General features: G+C 45.6%; 16 protein-coding genes and 6 pseudogenes. 10 read left to right on the forward strand and 12 right to left on the reverse strand.

Annotation, left to right across the window (positions count from 1 at the left end):
* Both DR88_RS29040 and DR88_RS29045 read right to left on the reverse strand, forming a co-directional pair.
* A partial coding sequence (locus DR88_RS29040) for an IS1-like element transposase (protein WP_072031936.1) occupies nt 1-235 on the reverse strand: 235 nt, incomplete at its 3' end.
* Between the two features lie 58 nt (nt 236-293).
* Entirely contained in the window at nt 294-746 is a 453-nt protein-coding gene (locus tag DR88_RS29045) for a Fur family transcriptional regulator (protein WP_025862337.1), read from the reverse strand.
* A 97-nt stretch (nt 747-843) separates the two neighbouring features.
* On the opposite strand from DR88_RS29045, the gene DR88_RS00550 reads away from it, so the two are divergent.
* The 6 genes and pseudogenes from DR88_RS00550 to hemB all read left to right on the forward strand — a co-directional run.
* Nucleotides 844-2043: a CobW family GTP-binding protein gene (locus DR88_RS00550; RefSeq protein ID WP_004150722.1), complete on the forward strand. Its 1200-nt coding sequence runs from the start codon at nt 844-846 to the stop codon at nt 2041-2043.
* 70 nt (nt 2044-2113) lie between these two features.
* Complete coding sequence (gene dksA, locus DR88_RS00545; RefSeq protein WP_004150723.1) at nt 2114-2536, forward strand: RNA polymerase-binding protein DksA; 423 nt, start codon at nt 2114-2116, stop codon at nt 2534-2536.
* A gap of 62 nt (nt 2537-2598) precedes the next feature.
* Nucleotides 2599-3543 (forward strand): GTP cyclohydrolase FolE2, encoded by a 945-nt coding sequence (folE2, locus tag DR88_RS00540; RefSeq protein WP_004150724.1) that lies wholly within the window; start codon nt 2599-2601, stop codon nt 3541-3543.
* Nucleotides 3544-3856: 313 nt separating this feature from the next.
* Nucleotides 3857-4057, forward strand: coding sequence for a hypothetical protein (locus DR88_RS31585; RefSeq protein WP_227539919.1), 201 nt, complete (start codon nt 3857-3859; stop codon nt 4055-4057).
* Nucleotides 4058-4257: 200 nt separating this feature from the next.
* A complete protein-coding gene (locus DR88_RS31590) occupies nt 4258-4560 on the forward strand; it encodes a M14 family metallopeptidase (protein WP_227499864.1) in 303 nt (100 codons plus the stop codon).
* Nucleotides 4494-5054, forward strand: a pseudogene (gene hemB, locus DR88_RS00535) (porphobilinogen synthase); the annotation flags it as partial. The gene DR88_RS31590 and the pseudogene hemB, both read left to right, overlap by 67 nt.
* Nucleotides 5055-5645: 591 nt before the next feature.
* Here the strand turns inward: hemB and DR88_RS29530 are convergent.
* From DR88_RS29530 to DR88_RS00525, 4 genes and pseudogenes are all read right to left on the reverse strand, one after another.
* Nucleotides 5646-5990, reverse strand: a pseudogene (locus DR88_RS29530) (ISNCY family transposase); the annotation flags it as partial.
* A 187-nt stretch (nt 5991-6177) separates the two neighbouring features.
* Nucleotides 6178-6432, reverse strand: a complete 255-nt coding sequence (locus tag DR88_RS00530; protein WP_025862265.1) for a hypothetical protein — start codon at nt 6430-6432, stop codon at nt 6178-6180.
* Between the two features lie 58 nt (nt 6433-6490).
* A complete protein-coding gene (locus tag DR88_RS0127150) occupies nt 6491-6748 on the reverse strand; it encodes a hypothetical protein (protein WP_004098928.1) in 258 nt (85 codons plus the stop codon).
* A 48-nt stretch (nt 6749-6796) separates the two neighbouring features.
* Entirely contained in the window at nt 6797-7000 is a 204-nt protein-coding gene (locus DR88_RS00525) for an HHA domain-containing protein (RefSeq protein WP_004150739.1), read from the reverse strand.
* A gap of 312 nt (nt 7001-7312) precedes the next feature.
* On the opposite strand from DR88_RS00525, the gene ccdA reads away from it, so the two are divergent.
* The 4 genes from ccdA to DR88_RS00505 are packed head-to-tail and all read left to right on the forward strand — an operon-like array spanning nt 7313 to nt 8888.
* A complete protein-coding gene (gene ccdA / locus DR88_RS00520) occupies nt 7313-7531 on the forward strand; it encodes a type II toxin-antitoxin system antitoxin CcdA (RefSeq protein ID WP_025862266.1) in 219 nt (72 codons plus the stop codon).
* 1 nt (nt 7532) lies between these two features.
* Nucleotides 7533-7838, forward strand: coding sequence for a type II toxin-antitoxin system toxin CcdB (gene ccdB, locus DR88_RS00515; protein WP_013023785.1), 306 nt, complete (start codon nt 7533-7535; stop codon nt 7836-7838).
* Between the two features lie 29 nt (nt 7839-7867).
* The gene (locus DR88_RS31370; protein ID WP_025862267.1) at nt 7868-8101 is read left to right on the forward strand and encodes a hypothetical protein; all 234 of its coding nucleotides are present in this window, start codon (nt 7868-7870) and stop codon (nt 8099-8101) included.
* Complete coding sequence (locus DR88_RS00505; RefSeq protein WP_025862268.1) at nt 8094-8888, forward strand: site-specific integrase; 795 nt, start codon at nt 8094-8096, stop codon at nt 8886-8888. Before DR88_RS31370 ends, DR88_RS00505 begins: the two co-directional genes overlap by 8 nt.
* 506 nt (nt 8889-9394) lie before the next feature.
* Here the strand turns inward: DR88_RS00505 and DR88_RS30150 are convergent.
* The 6 genes and pseudogenes from DR88_RS30150 to DR88_RS00490 form a co-directional block, all read right to left on the reverse strand.
* Nucleotides 9395-9504 (reverse strand): annotated as a pseudogene (locus DR88_RS30150) (transposase domain-containing protein); the annotation flags it as partial.
* 107 nt (nt 9505-9611) lie between these two features.
* Nucleotides 9612-10106: pseudogene (locus DR88_RS00500) on the reverse strand (helix-turn-helix domain-containing protein); the annotation flags it as partial.
* Nucleotides 10107-10229: 123 nt separating this feature from the next.
* Nucleotides 10230-10373, reverse strand: a pseudogene (locus DR88_RS29075) (type I toxin-antitoxin system Hok family toxin); the annotation flags it as partial.
* A pseudogene (locus DR88_RS31815) lies at nt 10345-10407 on the reverse strand (hypothetical protein); the annotation flags it as partial. The pseudogenes DR88_RS31815 and DR88_RS29075, both read right to left, overlap by 29 nt.
* A 175-nt stretch (nt 10408-10582) precedes the next feature.
* Complete coding sequence (locus DR88_RS00495; RefSeq protein WP_162985544.1) at nt 10583-10960, reverse strand: M15 family metallopeptidase; 378 nt, start codon at nt 10958-10960, stop codon at nt 10583-10585.
* 100 nt (nt 10961-11060) lie between these two features.
* Nucleotides 11061-18860, reverse strand: coding sequence for a DUF3491 domain-containing protein (locus DR88_RS00490; protein WP_004150750.1), 7800 nt, complete (start codon nt 18858-18860; stop codon nt 11061-11063).
* Nucleotides 18861-19011: the final 151 nt, after the last annotated feature.

Below are 19011 nucleotides of genomic sequence, written 5' to 3' on the forward strand. Positions count from 1 at the left end.
TGTTGAGGCCAACGCCCATAATGCGTGCACTGGCGCGACATCCGACGCCATTCATGGCCATATCAATGATTTTCTGGTGCGTACCGGGCTGAGAGGCGGTGTAAGTGAACTGTAGTTGCCATGTTTTACGGCAGTGAGAGCAGAGATAGCGCTGATGTCCGGCAGTGCTTTTACCATTACGCACGACGCCTTCGGTAGCTGAACAAGTGGGACATCTGATGGAAATGGAAGCCACGCAAGCACCTTAAAATCACCATCATACACTAAATCAGTAAGTTGGTAGCATTACCAAATTATTTGGAGATGGTTCGATTACAGTTCGGACAGATTCCATGGCTGGAAAGGGTAATTTCCCGTTCGGTCATACCATGCCCAGTGAGATGTGATTTTACCAGTTCAATGGCCGCTTCCAGGGCTGGATCCCGCTCAATAGGAATAACATGATGGCAGTTATCGCATTCAAAAAGTCCTACGGCAGCCCGTTGGGTCAGAGCGAAACGCTGAGTTCTTGCCGAGTCGGTATAACGCTGGACAATACTGGCCTGCATTAGCCGCTCCAGAATTCGGTAAAGGGTCACACGATCGGGAGCCTGCTCGCCCAGTTGCTGAGTTAAATCGTCATGACTCATGGCCTGGCTGGCATGTTCAAGGCACTGCAGCGTTGCAAGGGTGGATGGCGTTGCCCGCAAACCATGTGTGCGCAACGTTTGCTTCCAGTCATACGTTTTGGCTACTGGTGTTGTCATATTTCCCCCTCCGAGTCATGTCATTTGAATTCTGGCAGAAAGCTGGTATTATTGCAACTTGATTGCATTAACGTTTAGCGGCATAAGGCCGGATGCTATGAAAAGAACACCGCTCATTATCCTTAATGGTTTTCTGGGAGCAGGGAAAACAACTCTGCTAAAAAACCTTCTTACACAGGCACACAAACGGCGAATGGCTGTATCCGTCATCGTTAATGACATGAGTGAACTTGATGTGGATGGCGTCCTGATAGCCAACACAGAAATCGTTGATGCCGCCAGTAACAATTTTGTGAGTATTTCAGCAGACAGTATCAGCAGCAGAAGTGGGATCCAGAAGCTGGATTCCGCGCTGAAAAACCTGCTCGAAAAACGGTCTGCGGATTTTATTTTACTGGAAACCTCAGGTAGCAGCCATCCTCTTCCTCTGGTCCGCTATCTGCGAGAACATCCCCTGGTAAGTCTCAAAGCATTTTTGTCTCTTGTAGATACGGTCATGCTTAATGATGACTACGACGGTGGAAAGAAGCTTATTCCGGTTTTCCAGGAGCACCTCAATAAAGGAACCCGGGGAGTGGAAAGTCTGCTGGCAGAACAGATTATGTTCTGTAATAAGCTCTTGTTAACCAAAAACGACCGGTTACCCTTCTATGTGGTTACTGAGGTAGCCAGAGCCATACATCCCCTTAATCCCCAGGTTGCAATTATGGCCGTGCCCTGGGGAAATTTACAGCTGGATGAATTGCTTTCCATGCCGGATTACGATTTTCATCGGGTGGCGTTACTCATCGATGAGCTTCAGGATGCCATTGACGCAGTTTTGCCGGATGAAGCCGACAAAAAATATGATATTTCCTGGCGGGTCATCGAGGATGACCGTCCATTTCATCCGCAGCGTCTGTGGGATACGTGCCACCGATTTATGGGTTCCGGGGTTTACCGCAGCAAGGGTTTTTTCTGGCTACCGGGAAGGGATGACCTGGCATTACTGTGGAACCAGGCCGCAGGAAGCATCAATCTCGAATTCATAAGCTACTGGAAAGCCGGGGTCCTGACTCACACTGATAATTCACTGACAAAGGAAGAACGCGCAGCTATCCATGAGCAACTGGCAAAAATGCCTGGCAGATTTGGTGACCGGCGCTGCCGCCTGACTGTTATTGGCGAGAGCGGCGAAATTGACGATTTTGTCCTCACGTTGCGCCAGTGTTTACTCACTGAAGAGGAAATTCGCTGGTGGCAGCAGGGGGGGGTTTTCCACGATCCCTGGCCCACGAAAGTGGCCCGGCTGGCTTAACAGGTTATTTTGTAGCGACAGATGATGTTATGTTATAACGCTTTAGTGTGTAATTTTATCGGTACAGAACATGACTAAACCTACCCGCGCTGAACAAGAAAAAATCCTGGCAATGCCGTCAGAAGACTACATGAACCCTGCGCAACAGGACTACTTCCGGCGGCTTATCCGCCACGAAAGGCAGGAGGTGCTTGATCATATAGATCAGATGAAGCAACAGTTGCAGGAGGATCCAGAAACGGGTGACGAAGGTGACATCGCCATTCGTGAAGAACAGTTACGTCTGTTGTTCAGACAGATAGACAGAGAAAGCCGCCTGTTGCCGAAATATGATGCAGCGCTGATACGACTTGAAAAAGGAGAATATGGCTTCTGCCGGGATACAGGCGAACCTATCGGCCTGCAACGGCTGCTACTCAGGCCCACCGCAGAATTAAGTATTGAAGCCAAAACAAAGGAGGAAAAAGTTGAGATTCAGTACCGAAAGAAATAAAGCGGTAGCTCAGGCGGCGGGAGGGTAAGGATGAGAGTAAATATCAGATCAGGCAGGTATATATGAGTATGGCAGCGAAACAAACCTTATGTCCCGGCATGCTACCGGATATTCAGTCCACTAAGGGTGACGGTGAGGGCGAGTCATTATCCTGGGTTGGCATGGAGCAAATTGACCTGCCGGTAGACATCGCAGGCAGGCCAGTATCAGCAAAGGTTAATGCCGGCATAAACCTTCTCAGTTCACCTGAAGCTGAAAAGGGGATTCATATGTCTCGCCTTTATCTTCTTCTGGAGGAACTGACACAAGGGGAAATCACACCGGCGTTATTGCAACATGTGCTGAAAGCATTTCTGGTGTCTCATCAGGGACGTAGTGATGAAGCCAGTATTGAGATCTCAGGGGAGTTGTTACTGTCGCGTAAGTCGTTAAATTCTAATCACTCCGGCTGGAAAGCCTATCCTCTGACTCTGAGCGCCGAACTCAGGCAATCTTTTACGGTTACCCTCAAAGTGGGTATCCCTTATTCGTCAACCTGCCCGGCTTCCGCTGCGCTTAGCCGCCACGTTGCGGGTTTGCAGTTTAGCAAAGACTTTGGTAACCGGATCGACAGGCTCCCGGCAGCAGAGATAGCCGACTGGCTTGTTGAGAAAGGAATGCCGGCAACCCCGCACAGCCAGCGAAGCTGGGCATGGGTGAATATCCGTCTTAATCCTGAAGCAAAATCACTGCCTGTGCTTGAGCTGATTGATTATGCTGAAGTTGCTCTCGGGACAGCCGTGCAAACGGTCGTCAAGCGGAGCGACGAACAGGCTTTTGCGTTGGCTAACGGTCAGAATCTGATGTTTTGCGAAGATGCTGCCCGTCGGCTCAATAATGTTTTTCGTTGTGCACCCTTTTGTGAAGCATTTGATATCAGGGTTGAGCATCAGGAAAGCCTGCATCCCCATAATGCCGTTGCCCGTATTCACTGGAAAGGAAGTAAAAATGTTCACCGCGTGCCGTAGCATACTGGCATAAGGGGCTGACATGTTCTTCCTGGCGGAGTTTTCAGGGGTACTTTGAAATCATGCTTTGTTTTGAGGTTGTAGATATTCTGCCGTGTGATACCACGGTTGAGTCACTGGCTTTATTTATCAGGCAATCAATTGAGCACGGTTTACCCGCAGCGAAAATAGAAGTCCATGCCTTTGAGGGCGTGGGTAAAGGCGCTATTTCCTGACACACTATTACCCGCCGGTTTTTAAAGAGCAGGTTACGCGAGCGCAGGCAGTCGACTGTTTTGAGCGGCAGGGAGAGAAATTCAAATCAACGAGGCTGATGGAAATACCGGCAGATGAGCCGGTGTCATTATGCCATCTCAAACAGTTCACGGACGGCTTTAATGGCCCACTGATTCCGGATCTTCGTTTTCTGAAAAATATGAAGTTGCTTAACGGGTGCGTACTGGCAGGGGGAAGCCAGCAATGTACAGCTGCAGCGGATTTATGGCACGGCATGGGCAAGCAAAAAACAGCTTGATGGCTGGCTTGAGAAAACGGCTGAAGCGGAGAAACGCGACCATCGCAAGCTGGGTCGGGAGCTGGATTTGTTTCATTTTCAGGACAATGCACCTGGCGCGGTTTTCTGGCATCCCAGGGGCTGGACAATCTTTCAGTCGCTTATTGCCTATATGCGCAGCCGCCATGAGGTAGCGGGTTACGTTGAGGTCAATACGCCTGATGTCATGGACCGAAGCCTGTGGGACATTTCCGGTCACTGGGACAACTATCGTGATCATATGTTTACAACGCAAACTCTACACCTTTGAACATACTGCCCGTCCAGGCCATTTTAGCGTAGCATTACGTGATGAGCTTGAACGCTTTTTCCCTGTCATGGAAAAAGAGCGGGTTGATGGCTGTGAATGTGAGGATGGCATCATCTTTAACCATTTTGATTCGTCATTTGAATCCTGGTTGTTTTCAGACAGGCGCTTACGCACGCTGAAGCGGGTGCAGATATTGTCGCGCCAAGCGACATGATGGATGGCCGCATCGGACATATCAGACAGGCATTTGAAACGAATGGCCTGCTGACTATTCAGATCATGGCATATTCAGCGAAATACGCGTCAAACTATTACGGTCCTTTTCGCGAAGCCACTCAATCTGCCATGGCGCTGGGCAAACGGGACAAAAAAAACTATCAGATGGACCCGGCAAATGCGATGGAAGCGTTGCATGAAATTGCCCAGGATTTGCAGGAGGGGGCAGACATGGTGATGGTTAAGCCGGGCATGCCATATCTGGATATTATCAGGGAAGCCAGGAAAACTTTTGCAGTACCCGTTTTTGCCTACCAGGTTTCCGGTGAGTATGCGATGCATATGGCCGCGTTCCGGCATGGCTGGCTCGACGAAGAGCAAACGGTGCTTGAGTCACTTATATGCTTCAAACGCGCCGGGGCAGACGGCATATTGACTTACTTTGCCAGCTCGGTAGCTCAGTGGCTTAATCAACATCAACGGGAATATTGATTCCCTGTTTACAAAATGAGCGACCTCTTCCTGTTCCCTGGCTTTCACCAGTCCAGTATGTGTTTCCCGATCTGTCACCACTGATTCGGCATATCAACGGGCAAATAGCTCACGCATTTCAGGCTCACAGTCAGGGGCAACTGGATAAGCAACTTGCAGAAGAATACGAGCTGATTTTCACTCACTGGAACCGGGCCAGTGGAATGGAGGAGGGACCGAAAAAGGAATATGCTTGGGAAAAAGTAACCGACAGGGTCTGACGCTGCTGATTCATCTGCGTGAGGCCATGCCGACTGCAAAGTCGGTTGAATGCTGGAATGATGAGCTGATATATAATATTGAACACAAGGGGCGTCTGTATACTGAACTTCGAGCTTTTCACGCGCCAGAGTCGGACCGAAACATTAGGTGCAATGAGTCCGGTGAAGTACCGGCAGCATCTTGGGATCACAACATAACAGTCCAGGAAAACATCCGCAGCCCCAAAAGTGACATTAGAATATTGGAGTTACAGTTGTCTAGCCAATGTTGAAATGTCGTGCTCAAAACAAGTCAGAGATGACGTCTGGGAGAGTCTGGAAAATTCCTTCAATCGGACATGAAATGTTCAATCCACTGATTGGCTTCAGCAACCGAGCTGATGTTCTGCAGGCGCATCTCTTTAATCAGGCGATCCTGGAGCGTTTTATTTACCCGTTCCACGCGACCTTTTGCCTGGCTGCTGTTGGCACAAATCAATTCGATCGCCAGTTCCCGGAGAGCCCGTCCGAACTGGGTTGTGCCGGTACGTCGGCTTTCCGGTCCGCTGACCCTGAACACCGCATGCTTGTCGCTGTAAAATGCGACAGGGTGAGAGCCATCGATCTGAACCAGTTCGCCGAGACAGTCGCGACGATAGCGTGGCTGGTAAACCCGGGTTCGCCGGCGGGAATGAGGACGCTGTGCTGAGCAAAATGAAGGCTTAGCGTACACGACGCGTGTGAATTGTGCTGAGACGACAATAACGCTTTGTGCTGACAGCATTAGTGCGCTTAATGTACGTTATGTTAAATATCATACACTTAATGCAAAAAAATGGCTGATCTTCTGCAATAGTCAGCTCATTATCGCTGCTGGCGTGGCTTTATTCTGGATAGATGGAGTCTTTTCTGGTATTAATACCCTGAAGACGAACACGGTCGTTATCAGGTAAATGGATACCCATCAGGCGAAGAATAAAGCCGCGCCACCCCCGGTTAACCTGACGGTTATAGTCATACAGGTCTGCATTTTCTTTTTTAAGCTTTGACCATTCATGCATGAGTGTTAGTGCATCGAGCTCGGTGATGTGCTTCACTTCATCGCCGATACGTACTGTGTTAATGCCTCTTCCCGTCATGATGATCCCCTCCGGCAATATCAGTTTCAGATTAACGCTGTTACACACTAAAGGCAATCTAACGTTTAATCATACCTCTGATAATAAAGAACATCATGGTTAATGAAAACACAATCAGAAGCCAGCCAAAGGGTTTGGCATCAAAAACAGTAGTGATGCAATCATTAGTACAGGTAACCACCTTCGGGGTGACAATAGAAATTCCCCATCCAAGAATTACTACCATAGTGCCTGCTACTGCGGCTAAGAAAAAAGTGGTGAAGAATGCGCATCCGACTACCAGTAACAATCCAATCAGTTCAAATATCATATTCATGATTGCGCTCCAGGTGAGATAACTGCGAACAGACTGATGCTGGCTGTTTTATTTAACATATTTCCAGACACCTGCAGGTATTTTATCATAAAACTTCCCCATTGCCATTTCCGCCAGCCGGTGATCCACTGCGGCATTGAAATGCTCAAGCTCATCATCTGACAGAGAATATTTATTTTTTTCTATAACCCTTTCCAGGGTTTCCTTCGATGTACAGCGCCGTAGTCGTAAAATCCATTCCTGTTTCGTCATGTTGTGTCCCTCCCCTGCCCCGCGACCGCCCGCTCACCACAGGAAAACGCCGCTTTGCTTATTCCCTGACCGTGGTACACTTCCGGAAACTTCGTTATACGTGAAAAGTCGGATCAGGACGGAACAGCCGTCAGGTAATTTAACGGCGTGACTGTATGGCTGATTGTTATCTCTAAGGTGATTATTTTGTATGTTAATTTCACGAAGTGAAATTAATGGCGACATAACAGTATGTTTCAGGCGGGCGTGTGTCAGCTGCATCCTTACGCTATACTGATATTCATATCATTAGTATGTATTCCGGAGTGCATTATGAAGCAGCGCATCACTGTCACCATAGACAGCGACAGTTATCAGTTACTGAAATCCGCAGACGTCAATATCTCCGTCCTGGTGAACAGGGCCATGCAGAATGAGGCCCGTCGTCTGCGTTCCGAACGCTGGCAGGCTGAAAATCAGGAAGGGATGGCCGAGGTTGCCCGCTTTATTGAGATGAACGGTTCATTCGCCGACGAAAACAGGGACTGGTGAGATGCAGTTTAAGGTTTATGCCTATAAAAGAGAGAGCCGCTATCGTCTGTTCGTGGATGTGCAGAGTGACATCATCGATACCCCCGGGCGACGGATGGTGATCCCGCTGGCCAGCGCCCGGCTGCTGTCGGATAAGGTTTCCCGTGAACTCTATCCGGTGGTGCACATCGGGGACGAAAGCTACCGCCTGATGACCACGGACATGGCCAGCGTCACGTCCTCCGTCACCGGGGAGGAAGTGGCCGATCTCAGCCACAGGGAAAATGACATCAAAAATGCGATAAACCTGATGTTCTGGGGAATTTGACAGCCTCCCCGCCCTGAAAGACATCGAGGATGTCAAAACGAAGCATTGCCGCAGAGCTTAACCCTCAGCATCTACTGCCCTCCGGAGCGGATGCCCTGCAGGCTTTCGTGGGTATCGTGTCTACCGTCATTGACGGGGTAGTTTTGTTTGCGACTTCGTCTGTTTTCTGGCTGGCCGTCGCTGGCTGGTTAGTCATCCTGACTCAGGTAATATTACGAAGAAAATTCTCGGCAAAGAAAAAAGTTAACAGAAATTATGAATAACCTGGTTCCAGTTGGATCTCCGGCATCTCCCGGAACATTGCTCCCGGTGGCCATCGATTACCCTGCCGCCCTCGCCCTGCGCCAGATGGCGCTCGTGCAGGATGAACTGCCGAAATACCTGCTGGCGCCGGAAGTCAGCGCCCTGCTCCATTACGTGCCGGATCTTCACCGCAAGATGCTGCTGGCGACGCTGTGGAACACCGGCGCGCGCATTAATGAAGCGCTCGCGCTGACCCGGGGGGATTTTTCGCTGGCGCCGCCGTATCCGTTCGTGCAGCTGGCCACGCTCAAGCAGCGTACCGAGAAAGCGGCCAGGACGGCAGGTCGTGCCCCCGCAGGCAGTCAGATCCATCGTCTGGTTCCCCTTTCCGATCACCACTATGTCAGCCAGCTGCAGATGATGGTGGCCACCCTGAAAATTCCGCTGGAAAGACGAAACAAACGCACCGGCAGAATGGAGAAGGCGCGTATCTGGGAGATCACAGACCGTACCGTCCGCACCTGGCTTAGCGAAGCGGTGGAGGCCGCAGCGGCCGACGGGGTGACGTTCTCAGTACCGGTGACCCCCCATACGTTCCGTCACTCCTACGCGATGCACATGCTGTATGCCGGCATACCACTGAAGGTTTTGCAGAGCCTGATGGGCCACAAATCGATTAGCTCGACGGAGGTCTATACGAAGGTGTTTGCGCTCGATGTCGCGGCGCGCCATCGTGTGCAGTTCGCCATGCCGGAAGCTGAAGCTGTTGCGTTGATAAAAAAGTTAACCCCAGACCAATCTACATAGGTCAACTATGGGTAATACCCCAAGTTTCGACCTAAAGTAGTTCTTGTGTGGGAAACAGTCCAAGCTTAATGGGAGCTTATCCTGCCTCACCTTTTACAGCTATCAATCACATTAATGATGTTCAGAAAGGCCCTCATTGCCCTAAAGAAAAAAAATGCAGCCATGAAAATTAGGAATAATTGAGATACAACTCCTGCTAAATCATGGTTGCTACCAGCCACTGATAGCAACGTAAATAGTAATGCAAGCGAAAAATGTAAGGCGATTGTAGTATTTGAATTCATGTATATCCCCTTATGTATAGGACTGAGGCCATCCGCAAATTTTCACTATCGCGAAGTTGTTGCCTCGATATAAAAGGTGTTACCACCCTGAACAAGATAACAAGATAACAAGATAACAAGATAACAAGATAACAAGATAACAAGATAACAAGATAACAAGATAACAAGATAACAAGATAACAAGAGTAAGCGTACAGCGAGGGCCGTATTGACGGGGATGTGTTATTCAGCTGGCAGTGCTATGCGCCACGGAAGCAGTTCGCTGACCCGGTTGACCGGCCAGTCTGCTATGACGCCAAGCACATGGCGAAGGTAGCTTCTGGATCCACGTCACATTTTTCTGCATATCTGACACTTTGGTTCCCACTACTTATTTGGTGGACACCACTTTGTCTAATTCGTCAGATTCTGACCAGACGGTTCAGGCTGTACGCTTACGATACCCCGGATGTGCCGTCTCGATTTCACCGCTGGCCTCGTCATCGTGCGCTTTCTTCTCCAGAGCCGCGATTTGGGCATCGCTCAGTACGATGCCTTCTCTGGCGACTTTCTCCTCAAGGGCCTTCAGACGCTTACGGAAGTTCTCCAGGTCGTGCCGTTGCCAGATGGAACGAACGCCGCTGCCGGAGATAAATACGCCTTTTTTACGCAGCTCATTACTGGTCCGGTGCTGACCATGAGCGGGGAACTCAACGGCATATTCAACAACCGCGCGTTCAGTGGCCTCATCGGCACGGTTCTTGAGGTTGGGAACCCGGCGGTTTTGGTTAATCAACGCATCAATGCCACCTTCTGCAGCCAGTTCCTGATAGCGATAAAAGGTATCGCGTGACACGCCCATGATATTACAGGCTTTTGAAACGTTACCGAGTTCTTCGGCCAGATTGAGCAGGCCAGCTTTGTGTTTGATGATGGGATTGTTAGTATGAATCATGAGAGTTACCTCGTGTTTTGTTTAAGGATTGGACACCCATATCAAAACCGGTAACTCTCAACCTTTCAAGGTCCAGTGTCAGATCAAGTCGCGACTAATACACATGAGACGACACCTGCTTTATTATCCTGACTCATGAGTTACGAACACATTCACCTCTTTTTCTGCATCTTTATACTGGATGTTACAAAGTGAATTGCGAGTTAGATAGGTAAATATTAACAGAGTCAAACACACTATTAACAAAAACCAGATAAGAGTGCTTCGTGGTAGTTTCATGTTGTTCTCGATAATTAGTAATAGACTATCATAATATTAACTGAGAAGCAGGTGCTTTAATAGCCAAGCAATAATAATTTATTAATATGCGTTATAAATCATGACAAAATAATTAAATATGATATTATTTTACTATGTGATAAAACATCCCTGTTAAATAAACACAAATTATGACAGTATGGTACAACTGACTCATATTATTTTTTTAACTGAAAATGAACACCGTCTTTTAGTTTTTCCCAGTCCCCCCCCCATTCGATGGTTACTCCATATTCTGCTGCTGCTTGCTTAAATGCCCTAGAAATTATTTCATATAATGACCAGTTCCACGACACCTTTCCACCGATGTAAGCCACTACATCAATTGCATCTCCGGTCAGATGGCGACTGTTCATTGTCATACTTTTTCCCTGTTCAAACAGTTGTTTCTGTCGTTCTTTTGTTCGTAATCCTTCTGTAATACCGAAATCAACTTCTGAAAGAACCAGCGCACGACGAGCAATCGTCACAAGTCTGGGATCAACTCCTTTCAGATTATTCTCACTACGATGACTGAAACTGAACTTTTTCATTATATTCACCTCTGAGATATTCCATCGTCTTATAGACTAAGAATTTATATATCCATGACATATTTGATGTCATCCCTGACAAATAAACAAACACCTCCATTATTCAGTTTTTCATTCGATACTTACTGTAATTTCTTACTGATACAAGCCCGATGATACTTAATGGTGTATCCCCCATATAAATAAGTCGCCAGTGATATTTTTGTCTTATCAAACGAGAATCAGGCAATGGGGTTGTTGCTATCATTTTTTCTGGTTCTGAAATATCATCTATCCGTTTTGTAAAATAGTTTCTTAATGTAATATCCAGGGTTCTAACTACATTTTTCTCAGACAAATAGAAAAACTTGATAGTGAGGTCATGGTTATGAATACGGATAAAACCAGGGTGATACATTACACCACTTTCCTTTTCATTACTCAGTGGAAGTTCATAGCGAATAAAGTCAATCAACTTAACTGTTGGTGCATCATTTACCGGAGAAATAATAATCTGTTCTACAGATCTCCAGCGATATTCAGGAACCGAAACAATTCCTGATGAAGTAATAAACAATGGAGGTGTGGATATTTCCCCTGTCAATGATACATTTTCTTCTCCCGAGAAAATGACATATTCTACTGAGGACGGTTTTACATTAATTGATAATGGCTCTTTATGCAGATTTATAGCGTCCTTTAACTTACCAGACAACAGAGAAAGTTTAACATTTTTCTCTGTCCAGCCGGAATTTTCTAGGCATAAGATAATCTCTTTATCCTTTGATATTGAAGGGATAAATGTTGTAATGCTACTGAGATTATCAATACGGAGAACTTTATTAGCTGAAATCTCAGTTGTTGTCTGATAAAGAATAACTGAATGGTGATTGCTCTCTGTCAGGCCAATAATATCCTTTAATTTTATCATCTCCGATGGAGAAAAATAAACCCACGTTTCAGTTGAGTTATCATTATATACAATATCAACAGACACGATGCCTTCGGAATGATGTACGGTTAGTTTCAGTGTATTCCCGTCTCTTTCTGCCGTAACCTTTCCGGGAATAAGTTCGCGGAGGTCCACTATTTCCGGACGATTGCTGTCACCATACAACTCAATACAAAAAGCAGAGTTTGCGTCATAAGTCCGTAAATTATATCTTGTGCCACTGGAACCATAAATAGTCGTCTTACAGGATGAGTGTCCTGTAAAAGTAACCTCAGAGGAATCAACGCTAACCTGCCAGCAGAGATTTCTGGCCGCAGGTATATAGCGTGCAGACATATTTCCGGAATGAAAAACAACCTCTTGATCCAGACCCCATCCCCAGTCATGCAAAACTGCCAGAATCCCTTCAGGAGTACTATCTCTCTCCGGGTGACAGCCTTTCCATCGCTGGACATCACATAAGGATATTTTCAGGATAGTCTGTTTTCCTTCTCTGACGGGACTCAACATGAACCCGTCATTGGTGTACACTTTCAGCCATTCTGAAGTACTGTGCTCCCTGTTTGGGGATACCTCCTGTACTGTAATATCTTCACCATTACTCATTCGCAAATGGATCCCATCTGCACGAATATGGGATAAATCATTTTCCGGTAAAATTATTTCATGTCGTGCCGAATCATCATCCAGATGAATAGACAGGGGGGATGTTAACTTCCCGGGAATAATATACCTGTTATTTCCTCCTCCGGAATAAATTTCACCTCCACCGTGTCCTGTGTGGAACGTGTTATTAAGTGAATTTCCTTTTAGTCTGTTGCGACCAGATAATGAACCAATAATAGTGTTTATTCCTGACTGTGAAATGGTCATGACTGGAAGCTCTTCACCATTAATATTGGTCATGACGGTTTGTGTCTCCAGTGACAGGTCAAATATCAGCTCAAAGCTGTCTGGCAGTCCTCTGAAAGACAGAACATTATCTTCTGCTACAGGTGAGGCATCAATCTTATAAATACCCACGCCTCCAGGTTGAACAGTTATACCTCCATCTCCTCCAATAAAAGTGAATGTATAATCCTTAAAGGTTCTTGCATATCTGATCCGTTCCGGAGTTAACTCATTAAGAATACGAACAGGAATAATTGTTGTCTTGTTTTTTCCACAGATGACGGTACATTGCTGATTTAGAACCTCAAGAGGCGGCAGTGCATATCTTGAATCAGGAGAGTAAATGACCTCCCTCCACACAAGACTGTTTGACAGATATTCTATTTCTGTATTGGCGCGAAATTGTCTTCCATACCCGACAATAACAGTACTGTATTCACCTTCTGGTATGAGGGGGATATGTGCAGGCCATTGTGTATTAGCATAGCCACGAGCCAGTGAAGATGCTGGCATGAAGCTGTATCCATACCCAAGACGCTGCCTTATCTGCCAGTCATTCAGTTCCGGGCAACTACCGATTTTCCGGTTACTGTTAAAAGATGGTCGGCCTTTCAGCACTGGTTTTGCATCCCTGAGATCCAGATACAGTTCTCCCATCACATAATTACCGGAAAAATCGATAATGCCATTTTCGGGATCAGCCGTCATAATATTTCTGCTCCCATCAATTAAAAACTGCCGATATTTCATCCATTGTTGATGCCTTTCTTCCTTACTGGCCACATTATGGGCAATACTGACTGCTCCCATACCTACTGCTGCAACGGGACCCGCAGCGACAATTAGTGGAGGAAAGGCAATGGAAGCAAAGGTGAGACTTAATGAAATAGAATCAAAGGCAACACGGACTCTTGCGCTCATTATTTCCGTATGGTGCCTGGCCTGCTGCAATTCAGATATACTGCTGTAAAGTCCCCAGACACCGGTGATGGTTTCCAGTATGGGAAGTTCCAGAATTCGGGCACAAGAATTTAATGCTTGTGCAAGAGTGACGCCGCTATGTGAGGCTGCTTTCCGCAGGTTATTTGCCAGCCATGTTTCCATTCTGAATGCCTGCAGACCATCAGGATTAAAAAATTTATTTCCGGCCACCTGAATCATGCTTCCAAGGGTAGATTCTGCCAGTTGTTTTATGTCAATAACGGCATTCAGATGTGAAAGAATTTCCCCCGTACCTTTTTGCTCAAGTAATCTGGAATACTGAACAATTCCCGCAATGCTCAGTCCAATATCAAAATCAAAAATACCACTATCCGTAATACCAGAAAACATTTGTGTGACATGTTTAAAACTGTGGACAATCTCCGGAACATCAATAGACATATGGTATTCCGTTCCATCAGATGCACGGAACAGAATTGAAAATCGTCCCTTCTCTATATCAGACAGAGTGATATTTACAGGCAGTTTTTTTAATTTCATTCGGGAAAAACGTTCAGAGAGAGATTCAACTGTCACAGCCATTCTTCTGATTGTTTTCTGGACCTGTCTTTTGAACCTGAACGCATCTGCCGATATATCAACAGGAACGGCCTGGATAATATCCGGATTAACTGGTAATGTTCCTGTCTCCGGGGGTATAGCATACAAAATAGCTCTGAGTCTTTCTGCATGCTGTTTATTCAGGACTGTCCGGGACAGATAATCTCTCAGAATATCACCATGAATAGTCATTCCTGCCAGCGCGCTGGAAGGGGTTTGTTCATTGATTCGATGTCCATTTGTATATGCACCAATATCAAATAGCAGTCTCCAGGTGACATTTTTATCAGCCAGAATAATCTGCTCTGTGCGTAACGATAACTTTTCCTGTGATGTTATGTATACTTCTGATGAGAATGTCCGTTGTTCTGATAGGTCAGGTTGGCTTATATTGCTTATATCATACACAAACAGATGACTCCGAACATTGCTCCCCGATAAACCATAATATTTACTGAGAACAGGAGTCAGTTGAATGCCTGCTTCAAGAAAGTGAACGGCATCAGAGAGAGAGGGAAACTCCGCGTGCCCAAAGTTAGGGTCTGTGACCCGATACAGAGAATCAAAATGCTGGATAATTAACGTATGTGCAGGTGTGGTTATTAATAAATTATTAACATCATTATTAAAAAATATGGATAAACTTTCCTCACTCCATGGCATTCTTTGCTGATTAGAATATTCCGATATGAGAGTATTTCCCTGTAATTGCAGTCTGTCTATCATACTGATAGTGTCATTCAAAAACTTATTATCCTGTAACGTCAGTGGTAGATGCATGCTGTCTCGTGTCTGTAACAAACCTCCCGCTGTCAGCAGATTTTGTGTAACGATGTCATACTCGGAGGTTGTTCCGGCATTCATGTAAAGTAGCGTAAGCCCCATACAGCGCCCTTCATTTGACACAATGAGAGACTGGGGATGAAATTCTGTTTTTGTTGCCCGGAATGTGGCAGCCACTTCATTCCACAAACGAGCATGGCTGCCGTAAAAATCAGGCCATGATAATAATGTGTATTTTGGTACATCGGACGAATGTTGGCCCTGAGATGGTTCTGTATGATGCAGTATCCCCGCGATTTCCTCACTTACAAACAACAAACCGGAACCACTTACATCATTCATGTAGGGTAACAGACACTTTAAAACAGGATATCGTCCGGCATACCACGATAACGATTCATGCGCCAGGGTCTCAGAACCTCTCAATAGATTGTTTATCTGTGTCAATGATTTCCATGGATTTCCGGACATCCCCTGTACAAGACGGCGTATACTTTCTTCAGTAATATGGCTTGTTAAGCCTGACTGTGACAGCTTTTGTGCCACCCCTTCTTCTGTCAGTCCACCTTTCAGCGCATCCTGCTGGATATTAAAGAGCAGTTCAAGATAATGAAGGAAACTGCTGTCCTGACTTATTTTGTTATCACTGCCAGCAATAAATGCTCTGTCAGTTAACGATTGTCCATCTGTACTGAAGCGAATGGCTCCACTCAGTACCGGAACGGCCCATTCAGGATATACAAACCATTGCTCAACTGGCATCATTGAAAGAATTAAAGTTAATGCCTGATAATTTTCCACCTGTCCTGCCTGTAGAACATCAGGGATATTTAGATGAAAAGGTGCCTCCGGATCTGCCAGTCTGGCTTCTGCAGCCTGTTGCAGCACTCTGTATAATGAAGCACTTTTGCTGACATTTTCTCCCAGGTACTGCTCCAGTAATGACATAATTTCACCGGACAGCGGAGGGTTGTACTCACTCGTGAATAATCCCTGCATTCCCTCACTAATAAGAAGAAATTTAACAATCGTGTCACGGTCATCAAAGGTATAATGCGCAGAATTAAGACGGTGATATAATGCGCCCTCTTTAAAGACATCTTTCAGCTCCCGGACCTGAATTTTTTCGGGTAAACCTGTGACGATCCGGGGATCGCTGTAATGAAGTATAAATCCCCGGGCAAGTGCGGATAGCTCTGCAGAACGGTATTTATCCACATATAATTGAAAGTTTTGCTTCTGGTCGGGATGTTGCAGTTCTCCCCATTCTCCCTGCTTCTCATTCAGTATCTGATTCGTGTGAGAGGGAAGCGAAAGTTCCACCCTACGAATAAATCGGGATAACTCTGCTTCGGCCTTTATTTCCTGTATCAGAGCATTACGCTGTGCGCTGTCAGGTGTCTGTTGGCACATAAGATCACGGTAACGTGTCAGTAGAGATATATGTCTGCGATCCTGGCTCGCAGATGAGGGCCCCTCCCGGGTCTGTATTTCCGTAATTTTATCATTGATAAAACGGACCCTTATTATTTTCGATATAATCCCCTGCAAATGTTTATGTCTTAATCTGACACTGTCCACCCATATCGTTACCGAATCAGCCATTTGTTTCAGCATGTGCAGAGGTTCACTGTAGACCTTTTCAGATGACTGGGATGAAAATATATGGATATTTTTGGGTACCTCCCTTTTCTTATGAATAAAGTGGCGATACATAGCATCAATGACAGACTGCACGGTTGCCCGGGCATTAATACCTTGGAATCTATCCAACATATCATGAAGTTTTCTGTCAACTTTTTCTATATCATCAAGCCGAACATTCTCTTTTGTTGCTAATCTTCTCAGGTCATGTGTTAAAGATGGGGCTACTGAGGACTGTATCCTTTTATCTTCCGCCAGCCATGTATCAGTCATCCCTGGGTTCCGTTGCGTGAAGTCTGTCATCAGCCATGTGGTTGCTGATACAATGACAAGTTCTCTGAAGCGAACCCTGTTTTCAGAAAAGACGGATACATTATATGCCAGCTCCTGATACATTTCCCGAAATTCTTTCGTTGCTATTTCACCCTTCAGATGAGCCCAGATTAAATTACATTTATTTTCGAAAGCCAGTAAACGCTCATCTGAGATATTTGCATATTGGGTTATATCTGCTCTCAGACGAGTCAATGTTTTTACAATACCAGGAAATATCGTATTTACAGCGGTGATTTCATCCGGAAGCCATCGTGCCGGATGAAGTCCTCTTGTAAAGTTAATTTCCGGACGGTAGATTACAACAGGTACTGGTTTGTAAACTGGCGGATCTTTCATCTCCAGTTCGGGATTACCAGAGGCGGGAAGGCTCGCCTTTATTTCCCTGAGTGTCTGGGATACTTCAAACCTGGCCTCTTCAGAAGTTAAATGTTCCCATAACAGGTGGAGTTTTCTTTCTGCCTCATAAAGTCTTTCCTGAGATATTTTTTTATGTCTCTTTATATTATCTTTTATATGGGTAATCACAGAGACCATATTGGGGAAAATGTTTTCGACGGCATGTCTTTCATTTAAAGTCCATTTTAATGGATGAAGAAGCACGGTAAAAATGGCCTGAAACTGATATTGTGGCAGTGGCTGTATATTCATATCTATGACGAGTTCATCAGAGAGTTTTCCCCTGATATACTGCATGACGCTGAAAATATCATTCTTCGCCATATCAGTTTTTAAACCGTCCCACATCAAGTGAAGAGTATTATAAAACTCTCCTGTCTCCCGTTGCGCCGCAGAGTCTGTTTGAACGGCTCGTATCAACATATCATTCGTTTTCTGCTCAAAGTTAGGGTAAATCTCACTCAAACGAGTTCTTTCATCTTCATCCCATTCTTTTATATTCAATGTGATATGTTTAATGCTCTCAGTATGTGCACCCTCACCGGTTAGAGCAGGCAATTCTTTCAGATGTAAGGCTGGATTGCCCATCAGAGGTAGAAATCGATGCATTTCTTCCAGAACAGAAAACACTTCTGTTTTGGCTACATCACTGGAAAGCGAGCGAAACAATTCATGTAATCGTTTATCAAGGCTGGACAGTCGGACCTGGGATATTTTCTTTTTATTTCTTATTCGATGACGAAATTGTTTAAGGTCACGAATAAGCTCCGGGCATTTAGTATTCATCATGACCCAGTCATCATTTGACCACTTGGACGGTCTGATAGAGGCACGGAACTCCGGCTGAATCTGCTGTATACTTATTTCTGGTTCGCGGGGGGGCAATGGAGGCATTTGCAGATGACAGTCAGGATTGCCCTCGATACTATCCTGTAGACCTTCAAGTTTTCCGTACAGTTGTTGTTTTGCTCGCTCTCCTGTAACTTGAAGTAGCAGCGTATTCAGGCTCTGTATAATCGCAGAAAAGTAATCCTGAGAGATATTCCGGAAATTTGTCTCTAACTCTGAAGATAAATGTTCTGTTTTTGTTATCAGTTCCGGATCAATATTTTGCAGCATATTTCTGTCATCTTCTGACCATTGTCCCACATTCAGTTGTTCATACTCAGTCCTGGGCCTTTTTTGTGAGGGAGCATGTTGCTCAGTAGTCTGTGGCTCACGGGAAGCCTCTTCATTTCCACCGGCTCGTTTTTTTCTGTGTCTGACAGAATCAGGAAGTAATGCCGAGCTCTCATACTGGTATTCATTGAGTGGTATCATTTGTCCTGCACGCATGGAAGTTTGATTAAGTTCAGTATTAAGTATGATCTTCGCTGACATAATAAAACCCTACCTTATGTAATATTAATGGAAAAAGCATGTCGTTTGTAGAGCATAACAACTCACAATATGTATCAATAACGTTAATAAATAATTATAAATTAGTGGTAATAACAACTCAGGAAAGTGTGAATTTGTTACATGAATATGA

It is taken from the genome of Klebsiella pneumoniae, assembly GCF_000742135.1.
Classification (GTDB): Bacteria; Pseudomonadota; Gammaproteobacteria; order Enterobacterales; family Enterobacteriaceae; genus Klebsiella; species Klebsiella pneumoniae.